Genomic DNA, 17,075 nt, shown 5'->3' with positions numbered 1-17,075 from the left:
TTCAAAAAAAGAGGACCTGGCATTTCTTAAACCGCTAATTTCCACATCTCTTATTTTTCTTTACGATCTCAGCTGCTTGAAGAACCACTCTTAATATATTAATTCCCTCTTGAACGTTCGGCATAAATTGGGCTCTTATGTATGGCCTATTACTAGCATTGACAATATACCGCGGTGGCAAATGATTAAGAGAAAGGGCAATGATATCCGCCTTGCATCTTTCACATGTACAAGTCAATTCCATCGTCTCCAAGTTCTCTTTCATAATATTTTGTACGATTTCTTCCATTACATTTATAGTGGGCATTCCATCACTCCTAACAACAGGCAATAAGCACTAGGTATTTAGACCTTACCTCCCATTATAATCTTTAATTTGAGATAAAGGAACCTCTATTTCCAATATAAGACAGCACACACATTAAACCAATCTAACTGTGCCCATTTATCAAGTTATTAAGGACTGAATTCGGACTATATTAAATATGATTCATTTAAAAGCATCGTAAATTTCTTTTGTCTTCGGGTTAACACCATACCATCCCCATGTAGCCGTATGGCCTTGTTGGGTGGCTGGATCATCTATTACATATTCATAGACATGGATGATATAGTCGCCTTTTTCATTCATATGATCAAATCGGACTTTAATTTCTGAATCTAATAAATTAAGATGTTTTCTTACTAGATTTTCTGCATCCTTTTGAGTGATGGGCTTCTCTTGAACTGAAGTGACAGGGTCTTTCGGTTTCTCAGGTTGTTTTTGCACGATTTCTTCTTTTTTCTCCACAGGAACAATAGATTCCTTCTGGTTTTCATATTCAATCTCATCCATAAGGAGTTGATTCGCTGCTTCAACCATCTTTTTACCTTTACCATGTTTCACTTTATTTTTCGCCACTTTTTTTAATAGTTCATAAGCTTCCTCATGCTGGCCATTTCTTAGTAACTTTTTACCAGATTCTAGATCTTCCTTTAGTTTTTGTAATTCCTTTTCAGATTTTTTCGCTTTTGCAATTAAGGATTTCGCTTGAGGCTTGAGTGTTTTGAGTGCAGCCGCTTCTGATTTTGTATCGAGAATTAATTGTGATTTGGAAACGGCTTCCTCAAACTCACCTTTTTTATATAGACTAATGCTTTTGGCCATACGTTCTGTTGCCTTAATCGATTGCTTCACTTCTTTTGTTTCTTTTTCTTGAATCGCTTTATCAAAAGAGGAAAGGGCATCTTCATAACGTTTATCTTCTAATGCCTCTAAAGCAAGATCCATATTTAACTTGTATTCTTTTGAGGTACATCCCACAATAAAAAAAACAGTCGCAATCATTAGTAAAAAAATAACTTTTTTCATTTAACTCACCTCTAATCCCATTTTATTCCATCCAGACAAACAGGAAAAACCCCTCAGAAAGAAGTTTCACTTGATAATATTGATTATAGTTGGTTTTGAGTAAAATTGACACTTCTCATATTTCTTTTCACACTAAATTCTAATTCCTTCACTTTTCTGGGGAAAATTGGTCCATTAACTATATACCAATAATTCCCTGTTAAAATTTGAAGGATTCTAGAGAATAATGTCGAATACATATAAGTTAGTTTAATTTTTTTAGAAGGAGAGTTTTCAAATAATGCGTACATATCAAGTTGATGAAAGGCCTCATCTTTTAGCGATGATTCCTCTTAGTATTCAGCATTTATTTGCGATGTTTGGTTCAACTGTGTTAGTCCCCATTTTATTTAATGTGAACCCAGCAACGATTTTACTCATGAACGGAATCGGTACTTTGATTTATATTTTTTTATGTAAAGGACAAATACCTGCCTACCTTGGTTCAAGTTTCGCCTTTATTTCTCCCGTATTTATCGTCTTAGGTACAAAGGGTTATAGTGCCGCTCTTGGCGGTTTCATCGTGGTCGGAATCATTTTTGTTCTTATAGCTATTATTATTAAATTTGCCGGCACGAAATGGATTGATATCGTATTCCCGCCTGCTGCAATGGGAGCCATTGTCGCCGTGATCGGATTAGAACTAGTACCAGTAGCGGCAGAAATGGCAGGAATCATACAACCACTTAATGATCCACCAGCAAACTGGGTCCCTGATGGAAAGGTCATCACTGTTTCCTTATTAACATTAGGAATTACCATTATTGGCAATGTGATGTTTCGAGGGTTTCTAAAAATCATTCCAATATTGATCGGTATCATCGCAGGATATATCATTGCTTTCTTCTTTGGAATGGTCGATTTTACACCTGTCAGAGAAGCGGCTTGGATTGCCTTACCAGACTTTTATGCCCCTACATTTGATTGGTCAAGCATTGCCATTATTGCTCCTGCAGCACTCGTTGTGATTGCAGAGCATATCGGACATTTAGTTGTCACACAAAATATTGTGAATCGAGATCTAATGAAGAATCCGGGATTAGACCGTTCCTTACTCGGAAACGGGGTATCTACGATTATTTCAGGATTTGTTGGATCAACACCGAACACCACATATGGGGAAAATATCGGTGTGCTCGCCTTGACAAAAGTGTACTCTACTTGGGTCATCGGTGGAGCCGCTGTTTGCGCTATCTTCTTATCCTTTTTCGGGAAATTAGCGGCCTTGATCTCAACCATCCCTACTCCTGTCATGGGTGGAATATCTCTTTTATTATTCGGAGTTATCGCTGTATCTGGTTTGCGTATGCTCGTTGAATCGAAAGTTGATTACTCTAAAGCAACGAACATGATTTTAACTACCGTCGTGCTTGTCATTGGAATTAGCGGGGCAACCCTAACTTTCGGTTCGTTTTCACTAAAAGGAATGGCACTTGCAACCGTTGTCGCCATTATTTTAAGCTTATTCTTTAAAATTATCGAAGTGTTGAATTTATCGAATGATGATGATTAATGATGCTAGCAAAAAGGCCACCCTCTGATTTAGAGGGATGGCCTTTTTGGGTGTTTCTAAAAATTATTCCGCTGATTTCTTATGTGTCCAACCGTTCTCTTGATAAACCTTTTCTTCTTTCATGAGCTTACCTAACGCTCTTTTAAACGCACCTTTACTTAACCCAAAGCGCTTTTGTATTTCCTCTGGAAGGCTTTTATCACTATAAGGCATGGAACCTCCGCGACTTTCTAAATAGTGATAGATTTTTTCAGAATCTTCTATTTGGGCTTCATGCTTACGGCCTCTTAATGAAATATTCACCGAACCATCCTCTTTTACATCAATGATTCGGCCATCTACCTTTTGACCTAATCTTGGCTCTTTCTGCCGTTCAGATTCATGAATAAACCCCCGGTATCCTTCAGCAGTTATAATGAAAGTGCCCGTTCTTAATGTTCGATAAACAACCCCAGTGATGTTTCTATTAAAGTCATCTTTTGTCGCTTTTGTAAATGTCTCACTCATAACATCTTCCGTAGCTAACTTCCCTAGCAATCGGCCATTGCGATCTAATTTTAACGTACAATACAATCGGTCCCCAACAGCTGGCCAAACTGCCTCTACTATCGGCAAATCATCATGGTAAATAAGAATATCTTTACTCATCCCAATCGAGACAAATACCCCAAGCTCTTCGTTCACCCCAACGACTTCCACCCAGTCATATTTTCCTATTTGAACTTTAGGAATCCTCATAGTAGCGGCCATTCTTCCATCATGATCTTGAAATAAAAATACTTCTAGTTCTTGATCAGGGTCAAAATCATCTGTCATCTCACTATTATGTAATAAAACACGGTCTCTCCCATTCGTTAAAAAATAGCCATAAGGCATTTCCGTATCAGGTTGCATTTTCACAACTGTTCCTGCTTGAATTGTCGACATATACTTTATCCTTTCTTTTCATAACGTGAAATCTCTATCTAGAATAACATTTCACCATTAGATTTGTTTCTTATTATATCAAGGTTTTTCATGAAGTACTAAACAATATCATGAAGAAAGACATAAAGATAAAATATGAGTTTTAGCGGTCCTTTATTCAACACAAAAGGCCACCAAATTTGGTGGCCTTTACACAAGGATATAATAGTAAGAACACTATAATGATCCTCGGTTGGGTACTATTATTGTAAATGATAAGATAGCAAAAGGAAATAGGGGATTTATGGTAATGTAAGGCAAGTGAAAATTATTACTTCTATATCTATCATTTCGCAGTAAGTTATTTCCATTTCCCATTAGCTCCTACAAGTTTTAGACATAGACCTTGATCCATCCAAACAATAAGGACCTATGAAGCCATAGGTCCTTTGTTATTCTTATTTTATTTCACATAATATTTCCAAGTATGCTCATAGGCAAAGAATAGTTCTTGAGCCTTATTTAAATCCACTTTCTTTTTCACTTCACGAGATGAGAAGTTGAAAGTCAACTTCTTTTGTTGTCCTGGTAATAATGTTAAACTTCCATAACTAACAGGGTGTGTTTGCTTTGAAATATCAGATTGAGCGATAACCGCATTATCAACATGTAAACTATACTTACCTCTAATATCAAAGATCTTATTACTTGTATTATTATATAGTGTAACTGTCATTTGAAGCCTTCCATCCGACAAAAATTTTGCATCTTCTAATGATGCTTGAAGCCCAACTTTAAAACGGTCTTCTAATATACGTGCTAAGAAAACGGCAAATTGTGTACGATCTATATGATTGTTTGGCATAAATTTTCCGTTGTTTCCTGTTGTAATTCCCATTCCCGCCAAGGATTGTACGTAATGATAGTACCATTTACCACGTTCTACATCTTTAAAATTAGTTGCATACGTGTACTTTAAATCAAAGGCAACGGTCATAATTTTCGCCATCTGAGCTCTTGTTAAATAGCCACCCGGATTAAAATTAGTTGATTTCTGGAAAATTCCGTATTTTGTAACGGCTGCAATTTCTTTATAAGCAGGATCAGTAGTTGGAATATCTTTAAAGCCAGGGTTCGGAGAGAATTCCTTGTCAATCCCTAAAGTTCTCGCTAAAATGATTGCCGCCTGTGATCTTGTTACTTTATTACGAATACCAAAGGTACCATTTGGGTATCCCTTAATGATCCCATGTTGAACCAAGTACTCAATTTCTTCCTTTGCCCAATAATCTTTTGAAATATCAGAGAATTTAGTAGTCGAGCGATTAAGCTGGTTTTGTACTTTTACAACTCCACTTTGAACGATCTTACTACTCCCTTCATTTCCTCCTGAAGCAACAGTAGCTTCCGAAACATTTGCAAATGATCCTACTAGTGCAAAAATAAGTAACCCAACAAGTAAGAATTGAAATCTCCTTTTCACAAACATCACTCCCCAAATTATAATTAGGCAAAAGAAAGTAGCCTTTCACTACAAAAGTAATATTACCAACAAAGACCATTTCAAACTATATACTCTGGTAAAAAAGGGAAATATAACCCATATCCTCTCATAGTCCGATAGTTTTATAAGATGTTTAACTACTTAATCTAGAAGTAAAGATTTGTAGAACTATAGCGATGTATTTATTAGCAAGATATTGGGAATAGAGGACTATTTTCTGAGGTTGTCATCACGACTTTTATCACGTAATTTTGTATATTAATTTTACAAAATAAAAGACTACCGCTAAACCAGTAGTCTTGATGATAAATCAAATATATTTATTAATTACATGAGCAACCACTATTGATCTCCTGACGAATCCTCCGTAGTAGAATTCATCATTTCCACTGATCTTACTAAAAAAGATGCGTATTGTTCACGGCTTACATTTATTAAAGGGCGAAAATCCTTAACATTTGTGATATCCAATTCTGATAAAGTCTGAATATACTCCCTTGCCCATTCTTGTGCAAGATCCAAATCGGTTATCCTCGATTCTCCAACCTTCTCTTGTTCATTGAGATTAAATGCTTTCACAAGCACCTTCGCCATAGCTTGACGAGTAATATTTTCTTTTGGTAAAAGTTTTCCATTGTAACCCTCAAAAGTGCCGAATTTCTTTACAATTAAAGAAGCACGATAAAGCTCTGGGTCTGATGAATCAGCACCTACATCTTCAAATGGTATTACTATTGAAGTGTCAATCTTTCCATGAACATTTTCTAAATAACGTGCAAGTGTTTTAACAACTTGTCCTCTAGAAATAGGCGTTACAGGATGGAAGTTTCCATTTTCACCTTTTACTAAACCAAGTTCTACCGCCTTATAAATATTCTCTTTATGACTACTATCAAAATGAGCCTCATCATTAAATTTAATGTTTTGATTTTCAGCCGCAAATGTTGGTGATACCGTAGTTATAATAAATGTCGTGGCTATAGCTCCTATAAAAATATTCTTGCAACTTTTATATATCCCCATATCTGTCTATTCCTCCCCGTAGAAACATTGAGACAATATGTTTTCATTAAATGTATATTAGGATAATATACATTTATATATTAAGATTGATAATCTAACTAAAAATCCATTGCATCACTTTCCATATAGTAACACAGGGGATATATTTTGGAAATAACCACTTTAAACAAGTGATGCAATCTAGTTTAACTTAATAGAAACAATAAGATTAACATTTATTTAAGAATAAAGAAGGATGATCTCATGGGAAGATTCATTTTGCTCCTTGTTATAATACTTCTTACAAGTTGTTCAACTTCTGTTAGCAATATTAATCATGATTTTTTCATCATCGCCCACCGCGGCGCTTCCACCTATGCACCCGAGCATACGATTCCCTCGTATGAATTAGCAAAAGAACAGGGAGCCGATTATTTAGAGATTGATTTACAAATGACAGCTGATGGTGAATTAGTTGCCATGCATGATGAAAAGGTGGACCGTACGACAAATGGGAAAGGTTTTGTGAGAAGCTACACTTTGCATGAATTGAAACAATTAGATGCAGGTTCTTGGTTTAATCAACAATACCCGAAACAAGCTAAAAGAGAGTACATTGATTTGAAAGTTCCCACTTTGGAGGACATCCTAAAGCATTTTGGCGATTCTGTTAATTATTATATTGAAACCAAAAATCCAATAAAAGGAGAATATATGGAGGAGAAGTTGCTAGCCCTCCTTGAGAAATATGAATTACTTCAAAAAGGGAATAAAGTAATCATCCAATCTTTTAGTGAAAATAGCCTGCGAAAAATCCATCGATTAAACAAGTCCATTCCATTGATCCAGCTAATGAAATATAATCATCCTGCAACAGTTTCAGAAGAGCAAATAAGCCATTGGAAAGCCTATGCAAGAGGAATTGGCCCAAACTATCAAATGATTGACGAAACATACGTGAAAAAACTTAGGGATCACAATCTATGGGTTCATCCCTATACAGTTAATCATAAAAAACACATGAAAAGGTTAATCAATTGGGGAGTAACTGGCGTGTTTACAAACTATTCTGATCGTGGGGTTGAAGTTAAGCAAGGGAAAGTTGAATAGTAATAACGGGGGAATAGTTGAACGAAAGAATTCCCCCTTTTCTTTATATAGGTTGGGTCATTCTTAATTTTGCCACAAATGGAAATACCTCTCTTTTCTCCTAACGGGAACGTATGTTCTTATCTATATATTACATGAAATAAGGCTCTCCGTCATTTACAGTAATTTTATAGAAAAAAATGAATTCTCTCTTTCTCAAAACCTTAAAACCGGACAAGGGAATGAGTTCAATTGCTCGCTCAGTATTCACCCCCTGTTACATGCATAATAACCCGTTATGTCGGTTAAACTATGAATGGACAAGGAAATGGGTTCAGTTGCGAGCGAAGTATGGCTCCGAACTGTTGCTTATTCTTTTTATTTGAGTGCAAAATCCAACTTTCCGGCAAGTAGGCAAATCATGGCTACTATATTTTTGTCAGAGCGATACCCACGGGCTTTTCTCTTAGCTGCCTGAAATAAACTGTTGATTCCTTCAAGCAACCCGTTATTTAGCTTGGACTTAAACCACTGGATGATTCCGTCATAATGGTTTTTAATCATTTTGGCCACTTCTACCATGGGTTCTAGTCGGCAACGTAGACCCCATTGGATCCAGTCTTTTAATGCTAGTTCAGCGATTACTCCTGGGTAACGATAAATCTCTTGCAAGGTAAGTTTCATTCGGTATGCTTTAGCCGTATCAAGTTCACAGTCTTTTAACTGGTCTAGTGTCTCTTTTTGTTTGGCTGTTAAATTTTGTACATTCTTTAGCCAAATATAACGAGTATTTTTAAGTTCTGCACAGCTTTTACGCTCTTGTCTTTGTACTTTGTCTACAGCCTTGTTTACGGCTTGAATAACATGGAATTTGTCAAAGGTAATAGCTGCATCAGGAAACTGGTCTGTAGCCCCTTTAATAAAGGCGGGAGACATATCCATACAGACTTGCGTCACATTTTCGGCCTTGCCTCCATGGGATTCCAAGTGTTTTTTACACTCCGCCCATGTACTTGAATCTTTTCCTTTTGTGACGTGAATAACATTCTTTCCTTTGGGATCCATAAAGATGGTTACATATTGATGACCTTTTTTAGCGGAAGTTTCATCTGTACTAATCATGGTCACATGGGATAAATCTTGAGCTTCGATGGCATTGTCAACGTAGTAATGTATAATCCGCCACAGTTTTGTATCATGTTCTTTGACAAGTCTACTTATGGCATTCATTGGCATATCTTTCTCCAAAGTGATGATCAGAGCATCGAAAAGTAAAGTGAAATTAGAACGGGGTTTAACAGCCCAAGGAACATCTACTCGATGAATTTTTCCGCATTTCTGGCAGTCGGTGCGAGGTAATTCAGCACGAATATAGCAAGGATATTCTAGAAAGTTTAGATGGCGCCATGTTCGGTTGTGATCAGCAATATCATAGACTGGCTGCGCTTCTTCACCACAGTTAGAACAACAGAAAAAAGCACCTTTGCGAATACATACAAAGACATCTAATTGTTGTTTTTCTGCATTAAATACACAGCTATCGATATACCACGGTTCTGTAATATGAAACAGACTATTAATATCTTGGATTTCTACGTTCATTTCGACTCACCTACTAGTTCTAATATTTTAGTAACTAGTATGGACGGGGTGAAATCATTTTAAACAGCGAAGAAGCTGAAATAAATTGGTTAGTCAATAGATGATCTCGATGAAAAATTATCTACTAATCACTCATTCTTCTCAATTCAAACGTTCATTTATGAAAATTGTTTCACTATTTTTCCATTTTTTTCAATAAAAATCACGCTCGTAAACTAGGAAATAATCATTATTTTTCAAAATATATAAGATAGGTAATAGGAGCTAACAGGTGTACCTAACCGCAACTTATATCCTATACGAGTCACGAAAGATATGTATATTAATTAGTATTTTTTCCCCAAAACACGGTTTATACTTTGTAAATATTGCGAGTTTATTCATAGAAATGCATATTATTACAGTATTGTGAACAGTATTAAAAGTATTGATTTTATATGTGGACTTTGTAACAATACCATTGGTATATCATTCCATTATTGGAGGGAGGTGAAATATGTGAAAAAAGGGTTCATTCTTTTGTTATCATCCTTTTTATTGATTGGGACACCTTCTTTCATACAAGCAGAAGAATTAACGGAACCTTTAGAACCTTCGCCATTGGCTACGGAGAACTTGCCTATTGATTCATTAGCGCAACAGGAAGATTCTTCAAATCTAGTAAAAACAGTCGAAACTGTGGAACAACCACAGCAGTTGACTAATGATCAAGTTTTACAAGAGGAAAATCCTAATTCTAAGCTGCCGATCCCGTTAGACCCATCCCTTTTTGCTGATGAAAATGTGGAACAACCACAACAGCCGGCGGATGATCAAGCTCTACAAGAGGGAAACACTGAGTTACCGATCCCATTGGATCCATCGCTTATAGCCGATGAGAGTCAAGAAGATCCTTCATCAGTCGAAGCTAATTCATTGGAGAAATCCTCCGAAGAAATAGCCGATTCTGACGTAGAGAGTGCTCAACAGCCAACAAAAGAGATGGATCGTATTGAAGAGAATTTATCTGAGTCTGTACAAGCATCCGAAGAAAAGGCACCTATGATGAATGAAAGTCTAGAAGAAGAAAAAGAAAAAATCATGCCTGTTCTAAGTATTCGTCTGCTAGGACTTAGCATTAATATTTTAGGTGAAAACAAAAGAAAAAATAGTCCATTTAAACGTTCATTAATCAGTTTTGATATTAATGAATCTTTAAAAGTTAGAAAAGATGCAGATGAAAAGCTTGAAGGCCAGCAAACTCTTAAAGATAATTGGGGATTACTAGGAATTGGAATAGGAATACCTGGTGTGGGAAATCTTCAACTTGACCTCTTCCCTGCTAAAGTAGTCAAAACCAAAACGGGTACAAAACTTTCTTCTGAAGGTGGTGTACTTGGACTTAGAATTTCCGATGCTAAAGATAGAGATGTATTTAATTTAAATGTTATAGCTGGCAAAGGAGAAAAGTCAGAGAAAAGTGAGGACTACTCTTCCCAGGGAGGTTTACTCGGACTTGGGCTTTCTGATTCTAAGAAAACTAAGACTCTAGATTTAAATGTTTTATTCGGTAAAAAGGTTAAAAAAGATGATAATGAGTTTTCTACTGGGGGATTAGCTGCCATTGATGTGAAGAATCCAGCAGGAAATGCACATGTCGGTGTGATTGAAAGCACTAAACAAGTGATTGGAGATACAACAAAAACACGAAGCGGTGTACTATTAGCCGATCTCACTGATACACAAATTGGGGACGCTCATTTAGGTGTCGGTGAAGTTAGTACGGTTGTATCACCAAATCATAAGGAAGTGCATGCTGGAGTAGTCCTTGGCGATATTAAAAATTCACCATTAGGAGATAATCATTTAGGTGTCATCGAATATCACAAAAAGGAAACCGAAGACATTAAAACTTCATCTGGAGGTCTAGTCATCGTGGACACGAAGGATTCTCCAATTGGGGATGTTCATATCGGAGTAGGTGAATGGAGTACAAAAGAGAATAAATCCCCTTCACCCAATCCGAGTGAACCTAGTGAAGAACCAAGTCAGGATGACAACACAAAACCTAGTGATAATAAGCCTGACCCGGATGACAGCACAAAACCTAGTGATAAGCCAAGTCAGGAAGGGCCAGACCAAGGCGAGAAACCAGGTCAAAGTGAAAAACCAAGTAATCATAATCCAAAGTCAGAAGATCAAACAAATAATGGGAAACCAAGCCCAACTAGTCCTATTACGCCTAGTAAACCTGAGCAACCATCTAAACCTGGACAAAAAGTCATCGATCAAGACAAACTACCAGGTTCAGATATAATCACTCTTCCTCTTTTATCACAAGAAGGAAGCAATATCGGTGGGCAAATGGCAGAATCAGAATTAGTGGAACTTGTTAGTGAAGATCAAAATGAAGTCGCTAATATGAAGTCATTAGATAAAGAACATTCTATTGCTGATTTCATTCAAGAATTAACAGACGCTGGTAATAAAACAGTATTAAACGCACAATCAGAAAATGATGTGTCTCAATTACAGGAAATTGTCGATTCTGTAAATGAAAAAATGAATAATTCTTTACAGTTGACACCAGCATCCAGTCAAGTAACTCCTAGTAGTGGTTCAGGAAGCGGATCTTCAGGTTCCTCCGTTTCAGGTGGTGGATCTGGAATGGTAGCATGCTTAGACTATAAGTATCTGAATGAAGTGACCTTAAGCAACCATGTAAATTATGTATTAAATGAACTATCCGATCAATGGATAAACGCACCACCAATTGAACCACCCCAATCTCCCTTCTTCTTATCCATATAAAGAAAATTAATATAAGAAGAAGGAGAATAAAAAATGAAAAAAACAATTGTTGTTAAAACGTTAAAAAGTATTGTTTATACAGGAACATTAGCTCTCGGTCTTTCCATCTTTGGAGGTCAAGTGGGTGCAGAAGAACTGATTAAAACAGAAGATGTAACGAATCCAAATACGCTAGTTCAACAGGTAGATACACAAAACCTGTTAGCACCAGCAGTAGCGAATACTGTTACGAATAAAGAAGCAAGCTCAATCATTCCGAAAACACCACCTGTAAAAACAGGGAATCCTGACCAAAAAGATAAAAGTATTAAAAAGGAAACAAAAGGCTCATTAATTAATATCGGTTTAGGTGGCAGTGTATTATCTCCAATAACAGGTGAAGTAAATATCGATGTAATTGGTGGCAAAAAGGTTGAAACAGAAGATGGCAGTATGTCAACTGGCGGCATACTCCAAGCTGACCTTAAAGATTCAGCCCTACTTGGAAATACTCATGTAGGTGTTGGTGAAGGTACAAAGATTAAAACTGATGATTATGAGTACACACATGGTGCATTAGTGAATGCCGATGTGAAAGGTTCAGTCGTGGGCGATGCACATGTAGGTGTTGCCGAAGGAGAAAAACTTGAAACAGACGACTATGTTTGGACACACGGTGGAGTTGTACTTGTAAAAACAAAAGACACACCTGTTGTTGGTGATTTAGATACAGGAATTGGTGAATTTGAAAAGTTCGTAACTAAAAATCCTGTAAAAGAAGATCCTAAGACTGAAGATCCTAAGACTGAAGATCCTAAAGTTGAAGATCCTAAAACCGAAGATCCTAAAACTGAAGATCCTAAAACCGAAGATCCTAAAACTGAAGATCCTAAAACCGAAGATCCTAAGACTGAAGATCCTAAAACCGAAGATCCTAAAACCGAAGATCCTAAAACTGAAGATCCTAAAACTGAAGATCCTAAAACTGAAGATCCTAAAGTAGAAGATCCTAAAACTGAAGATCCTAAAGTAGAAGATCCTAAAACTGAAGATCCTAAAGTTGAAGATCCTAAAACCGAAGATCCTAAAACTGAAGATCCTAAAACTGAAGATCCTAAAACTGAAGATCCTAAAACCGAAGATCCTAAAGCTGAAGATCCTAAAACCAAAGATCCTAAAGCTGAAGATCCTAAAGCTGAAGATCCTTGCAATACAGATGAGCCAAAACAATCCACTGATAAGCAAGTACCTGTGAACAACAATTCTAATAACGGTGACAACAAAAGAACTGTGAATACAGTACCAACCGATAACAATGGTAAAAACGCTGAGCAAATGAACAACACTACGGAAAAAACATTACCTAAAACAGGTTCTGTAATGGATTCTTCTTTACTAATCATCGTTTCTGTACTGATGATGGTTATGGGTGTTGCTATAAGAAAATTGAACTTTAAGCGAGCATAATCTTTTAATTTATCTCAACTTTACCAATTGGTTAATCATTACTTTTGTACGGAGGGCTGATCACCCTCCTTTTTTTTAATAAAAAATGGAGTTGAGGAAAGATGAATAAGCTAGGAAGTGTATTTATTCTTATAGGCATCTCTTTGTTGCTTTTTGTAGCGTTCACAAAGGGAAAAACGTATATAGAACAAAAAAAATTAATGAAAGAATATACGTCACTCACATTTACAGAAGCTATAGAAGAATCTTCTGAACAGCCTGAACCTGAAAATGGGGATGTACTCGGAATTTTGGAAATCCCAAAAATCGATTTAAAAACCCCTATCGCAGAAGGAGCTCGTGCAGAAGATATTCGATATGCAGTAGGGCATCTTCCGTCTAGTGGGAAGGTCGGTAATTTGGGCAAAAAAAACCAAAATTTTGCTATTGCAGGACATCGTTCTTACACATACGGGAAATTCTTCAATCGTTTAGATGAATTAAATGAAGGAAATAACATCATCGTTTACGCTCGAAACAAAATATTCACTTATAAAGTGTTTGACAAAAAAATAGTGAAGCCGACCGATGTGGATGTAATGAATCCGCTTAAGGACCAATCCATCATCACCCTCATTACATGTCATCCAAAGTATTCTGATAAAGAACGACTCATCGTTTTTAGTGAATTAGTTTCAGAGAAAACTTTAGATGGTAGTGAGTTTCGCAACAAAGTGTCGGAAAACAATTGATTATTTTATCTTATTTCCTTGTTTATCTCGTCATTCTGTTGATAGTGACGTATTTTTCAACAGGAGGATACCAATCGTGTATAGATGTGCGTTTTGTCATTCCATTGTTAAAGATGGTGCTTTCATAGTATTAAGGGAATCCAAATATTGGATTGGTCATATGTGTGGTTGCAGTGAAAAGACAGGTGAAGAATTGTCTGAAATCATGTATTATAAAGGTCTCTCTAAAACCGAATTAAAGGCTTTGAAACGTGAATATTTAGAGTTAGCTTATAATCAATATACAGATTACAATGATCGGAATCGCCTGTTAGCATCCATTCACGTTTTAGATACTGTGTTTGAGATGGAATAAACTTATTAATTTGAACTGTCCAAAGAGCAAACGGGATGCACTTTGGACAGTTTTTTTTATTTGCAAAGCATACTTTTCTCTTTGTATCATTCCCTTATTTTTATTAAAAATCCTTGTAGAGAAGTTCTCCACAAGGATTTTCATCATATATTCAAATCTTTCGTTTTACCATTATAAATATCGGAATCTAATTCACCTGTCACCCTACTTGTGACAACCCCGGCTGTCATACTTCCGCTTACATTAAGAGCAGTCCGGGCCATATCAATTAATGGTTCAACAGAGATAAGTAGACCAGCTAAAGCGACTGGCAAATTCATGGTCGATAAAACAAGAATCGCAGCAAAGGTTGCTCCTCCCCCAACTCCAGCAACTCCAAAGGAACTGATGGCAACAACTGCAATTAAAGAAAGAATGAATGATGGTGACATTGGATTAATGCCAACTGTAGGTGCAATCATAACGGCTAACATTGCCGGATACACCCCTGCACAACCATTTTGACCTATGGATAAACCAAATGATCCTGCAAAGTTGGCAATTCCTTCTGGAACCCCTAGAGCATTCGTTTGAGCTTTTACATTAAGCGGTAAAGTGCCCGCACTTGATCTTGATGTGAAGGCAAATGATAATACTGGAAATACTTTTTTAATATACGTAACCGGGTTCAATCCACTTATAGTTAAGATTAATAAGTGAATAAGGAAAACAATTAATAAGGCGACATAAGATGCGACAACAAATTTCCCTAATTTTAAGATCGCATCAATATTACTTGTTGCAACAGTTCTTGCCATAATCGCCAAAATACCGTATGGCGTTAACCGGAGAACAAGCGTAACAATTCGCATGACAATCGCATAAATCGCATCGATAATCGTTTTAAAAGCAGCCGCTTGTTCTGGTTGTTTTCTTTTTACCCCCAAATAAGCCATTCCGACAAATGCAGCAAAAATAACAACAGCAATCGTTGATGTTCCACGTTGTCCCGTGAAGTCTAAAAATGGGTTCGCAGGAAGTAATTCAATGATTTTTTGTGGGAAAGTTTGATCTTGAATTTCCGTATACTTTTGCTCCATCGCTTCCCCGCGTTCTAATTCTGCACTTCCTTGGTTGATTTGTACGGCCTCAAGATCAAATCCTAATGTCGTTCCGATCCCCACAGCGGCAGCAATGGCTGTTGTCCCAAGTAACAAACCAATAATAAGTGTAGCAATTTTCCCCAAATTATTTGAAATGGTCAATTTCGTGAAAGCTGAAACAATTGAAATAAAGACGAGTGGCATGACAACCATTTGTAATAATTTCACATAGCCTGTTCCGATAATATCAAACCAACTTGCGGATTGAACAAGTGTTTCAGAATCAACACCATAGATCCATTGAAGAACAAGACCAAACACAATCCCTATCCCAAGAGCGAGGAACACTCTTTTAGAAAAGGAAACATGCTTTTTCTGCATATACATTAAAATCCCAACAAAAAGTAATAGGAAAATGATATTTATAATAACTGCATATAGATTCATAGTTGACTTCCCTCCTATTGATAGGATAACTTTAATACTCTAATCCCTATATGTCAAGTGGGAATTTTAGCGAAAAAGAAAATTCATTTTTTGGATGGTGCTTTTTGGATGGTGCCAGGCACCATCCAAAAAATGTAATATTAAAAAATGTAATATCTTAAACCTCTGCTGTTGCGGTTATTGTGGTTTCTCCTTTAACGGGCACTCCTTGGAGGGTATCTTTTACTGGACAAGACTTTTCAACGTGTTCGATTAGTGACTGTATATTTTCTTGGGAGGAGGGGGAATCAATGTAGATTTGGTAACGGATCTCTTGATATCCTGCACGGACATTAGGGTTCTTTCCTAAGAATCCATCCGGGTCTAAATCTCCTTCTATTTTCACTTCTACTCCTTTTACTTCCACATCATGTAGCTTTGCAAAGGATACGACTAATACATTGATACATCCTCCAAGGGCAGATAAAACATACTCTACTGGATTTGCCCCTTGATCCGTGCCTCCTAAGTGTTTCGGTTCATCAATAAGAACTTCTTTTCCATTCATATTGGCTACAGATAAAACGCTTTTTCCAGACCATTTAACATTTGAAGCAAAAGTAGTTTTGGCCATGTTCAATTCCTCCTAAAATTATTTTTTCAAAATCTACTCGATTTTTTCTTAATACTTGGGTGTCTTCCTATTTAATATTCAATAAAGTGGATATATTTAGTGGGTTTTAAGTGTAAATAAAATTTACAAACGCTTTACCTATCATCCAAAACTCACAAACTTTTTTCTCAATTCTGACTATACCTATATGCTTTGTTATTGTCAATGATTTTGCAAAATACAATTACCTCTATTTTTAACTCCCTTTTCCACCCAACAAAAAAAAACATACCGCACTATATCAATAGCAGCGGTATTATGGTCATGGAATTTTTTGGATGGTGCCTGGCACCATCCATTTTTATTTTCTTTTATTCCGAAAATCAGGGAATTGGTCCCCTTCTTTTTCTTCATTCCCTAATAAAAAGAATGAAATGATTCCTGATAAAACAGCAGCTCCCCCAGCAATCATCATTCTTATTTGCCAATCAATTTCTGAATAGTCTTTATTCAGCATCCAAATAGCAATTGAGGCGACAAGAATCATAATCGGAATGACAAATGATAGTTTCTTCACCTTCCAAGCTCCCTCCACTTTACATTTTATCCTCATATTAACATAGGAG

15 protein-coding genes are annotated in these 17,075 nt (G+C 36.5%); 6 read left to right on the top strand and 9 right to left on the bottom strand.

Translation table 11 applies throughout. The features are described from left to right. Positions 1–34: 34 nt before the first annotated feature. Both J2S13_RS08385 and J2S13_RS08380 read right to left on the bottom strand, forming a co-directional pair. Positions 35–307 carry a late competence development ComFB family protein gene (locus J2S13_RS08385; protein WP_307257284.1) on the bottom strand — a complete coding sequence of 91 codons (273 nt, stop codon included), beginning with the start codon at positions 305–307 and terminating at the stop codon, positions 35–37. A 183-nt stretch (positions 308–490) separates the two neighbouring features. After that, positions 491–1,351, bottom strand: coding sequence for a hypothetical protein (locus J2S13_RS08380; protein WP_307257283.1), 861 nt, complete (start codon positions 1,349–1,351; stop codon positions 491–493). Positions 1,352–1,631: 280 nt separating this feature from the next. Here J2S13_RS08380 and uraA point away from each other — a divergent pair, with 280 nt between their 5' ends. Then, on the top strand, positions 1,632–2,903 hold the full coding sequence (gene uraA, locus J2S13_RS08375) for a uracil permease (protein WP_307257282.1): 1,272 nt from the start codon (positions 1,632–1,634) through the stop codon (positions 2,901–2,903). A 63-nt stretch (positions 2,904–2,966) separates the two neighbouring features. On the opposite strand, the gene J2S13_RS08370 is transcribed toward uraA, so the two are convergent. The 3 genes from J2S13_RS08370 to J2S13_RS08360 form a co-directional block, all read right to left on the bottom strand. After that, positions 2,967–3,830, bottom strand: a complete 864-nt coding sequence (locus J2S13_RS08370; protein WP_307257281.1) for a CvfB family protein — start codon at positions 3,828–3,830, stop codon at positions 2,967–2,969. A 442-nt stretch (positions 3,831–4,272) separates the two neighbouring features. After that, positions 4,273–5,292 (bottom strand): S-layer homology domain-containing protein, encoded by a 1,020-nt coding sequence (locus tag J2S13_RS08365; protein ID WP_307257280.1) that lies wholly within the window; start codon positions 5,290–5,292, stop codon positions 4,273–4,275. A 363-nt stretch (positions 5,293–5,655) separates the two neighbouring features. After that, on the bottom strand, positions 5,656–6,336 hold the full coding sequence (locus J2S13_RS08360) for an S-layer homology domain-containing protein (protein ID WP_307257279.1): 681 nt from the start codon (positions 6,334–6,336) through the stop codon (positions 5,656–5,658). A 225-nt stretch (positions 6,337–6,561) separates the two neighbouring features. Between J2S13_RS08360 and J2S13_RS08355 the strand changes: the two genes are divergently transcribed. Continuing rightward, positions 6,562–7,425 carry a glycerophosphodiester phosphodiesterase gene (locus tag J2S13_RS08355; protein WP_370873998.1) on the top strand — a complete coding sequence of 288 codons (864 nt, stop codon included), beginning with the start codon at positions 6,562–6,564 and terminating at the stop codon, positions 7,423–7,425. A gap of 357 nt (positions 7,426–7,782) precedes the next feature. Here J2S13_RS08355 and J2S13_RS08350 read toward each other — a convergent pair whose 3' ends face one another. Continuing rightward, positions 7,783–9,006 (bottom strand): ISL3 family transposase, encoded by a 1,224-nt coding sequence (locus tag J2S13_RS08350; protein WP_307257277.1) that lies wholly within the window; start codon positions 9,004–9,006, stop codon positions 7,783–7,785. A gap of 498 nt (positions 9,007–9,504) precedes the next feature. On the opposite strand from J2S13_RS08350, the gene J2S13_RS08345 reads away from it, so the two are divergent. From J2S13_RS08345 to J2S13_RS08330, 4 genes are all read left to right on the top strand, one after another. Further along, a complete protein-coding gene (locus tag J2S13_RS08345; protein ID WP_307257276.1) occupies positions 9,505–11,796 on the top strand; it encodes a hypothetical protein in 2,292 nt (763 codons plus the stop codon). Between the two features lie 33 nt (positions 11,797–11,829). Next, on the top strand, positions 11,830–13,242 hold the full coding sequence (locus J2S13_RS08340; protein ID WP_307257275.1) for a hypothetical protein: 1,413 nt from the start codon (positions 11,830–11,832) through the stop codon (positions 13,240–13,242). Between the two features lie 101 nt (positions 13,243–13,343). Beyond that, positions 13,344–13,973 (top strand): class D sortase, encoded by a 630-nt coding sequence (locus J2S13_RS08335; RefSeq protein WP_307257274.1) that lies wholly within the window; start codon positions 13,344–13,346, stop codon positions 13,971–13,973. Positions 13,974–14,049: 76 nt separating this feature from the next. Continuing rightward, complete coding sequence (locus tag J2S13_RS08330) at positions 14,050–14,328, top strand: hypothetical protein (RefSeq protein ID WP_307257273.1); 279 nt, start codon at positions 14,050–14,052, stop codon at positions 14,326–14,328. Between the two features lie 143 nt (positions 14,329–14,471). Here the strand turns inward: J2S13_RS08330 and J2S13_RS08325 are convergent, their stop codons facing one another. The 3 genes from J2S13_RS08325 to J2S13_RS08315 form a co-directional block, all read right to left on the bottom strand. Next, on the bottom strand, positions 14,472–15,857 hold the full coding sequence (locus tag J2S13_RS08325; protein ID WP_307257272.1) for an L-cystine transporter: 1,386 nt from the start codon (positions 15,855–15,857) through the stop codon (positions 14,472–14,474). Between the two features lie 157 nt (positions 15,858–16,014). Further along, a complete protein-coding gene (locus tag J2S13_RS08320) occupies positions 16,015–16,470 on the bottom strand; it encodes an OsmC family protein (RefSeq protein WP_307257271.1) in 456 nt (151 codons plus the stop codon). A 340-nt stretch (positions 16,471–16,810) separates the two neighbouring features. Then, a complete protein-coding gene (locus tag J2S13_RS08315) occupies positions 16,811–17,026 on the bottom strand; it encodes a hypothetical protein (RefSeq protein WP_307257270.1) in 216 nt (71 codons plus the stop codon). Between the last annotated feature and the right edge of the window lie 49 nt (positions 17,027–17,075).

Origin of the sequence: Oikeobacillus pervagus, assembly GCF_030813365.1 — a bacterium.
In the GTDB taxonomy this organism is placed as follows: domain Bacteria; phylum Bacillota; class Bacilli; order Bacillales; family DSM-23947; genus Oikeobacillus; species Oikeobacillus pervagus.
Note: the sequence above shows the minus strand (reverse complement) of the source record. Positions and strands in the feature narration are given on the sequence as shown.

Excerpts from the sequence above, each read along its gene's own strand:
- J2S13_RS08385 (WP_307257284.1), bottom strand. The coding sequence starts at position 307 with ATGCCCACTATAAATGTAATGGAAGAAATCGTACAAAATATTATGAAA.
- J2S13_RS08380 (WP_307257283.1), bottom strand. The coding sequence starts at position 1,351 with ATGAAAAAAGTTATTTTTTTACTAATGATTGCGACTGTTTTTTTTATT.
- uraA (WP_307257282.1), top strand. The coding sequence starts at position 1,632 with ATGCGTACATATCAAGTTGATGAAAGGCCTCATCTTTTAGCGATGATT.
- J2S13_RS08370 (WP_307257281.1), bottom strand. The coding sequence starts at position 3,830 with ATGTCGACAATTCAAGCAGGAACAGTTGTGAAAATGCAACCTGATACG.
- J2S13_RS08360 (WP_307257279.1), bottom strand. The coding sequence starts at position 6,336 with ATGGGGATATATAAAAGTTGCAAGAATATTTTTATAGGAGCTATAGCC.
- J2S13_RS08350 (WP_307257277.1), bottom strand. The coding sequence starts at position 9,006 with ATGAACGTAGAAATCCAAGATATTAATAGTCTGTTTCATATTACAGAA.
- J2S13_RS08340 (WP_307257275.1), top strand. The coding sequence starts at position 11,830 with ATGAAAAAAACAATTGTTGTTAAAACGTTAAAAAGTATTGTTTATACA.
- J2S13_RS08335 (WP_307257274.1), top strand. The coding sequence starts at position 13,344 with ATGAATAAGCTAGGAAGTGTATTTATTCTTATAGGCATCTCTTTGTTG.
- J2S13_RS08325 (WP_307257272.1), bottom strand. The coding sequence starts at position 15,857 with ATGAATCTATATGCAGTTATTATAAATATCATTTTCCTATTACTTTTT.
- J2S13_RS08320 (WP_307257271.1), bottom strand. The coding sequence starts at position 16,470 with ATGGCCAAAACTACTTTTGCTTCAAATGTTAAATGGTCTGGAAAAAGC.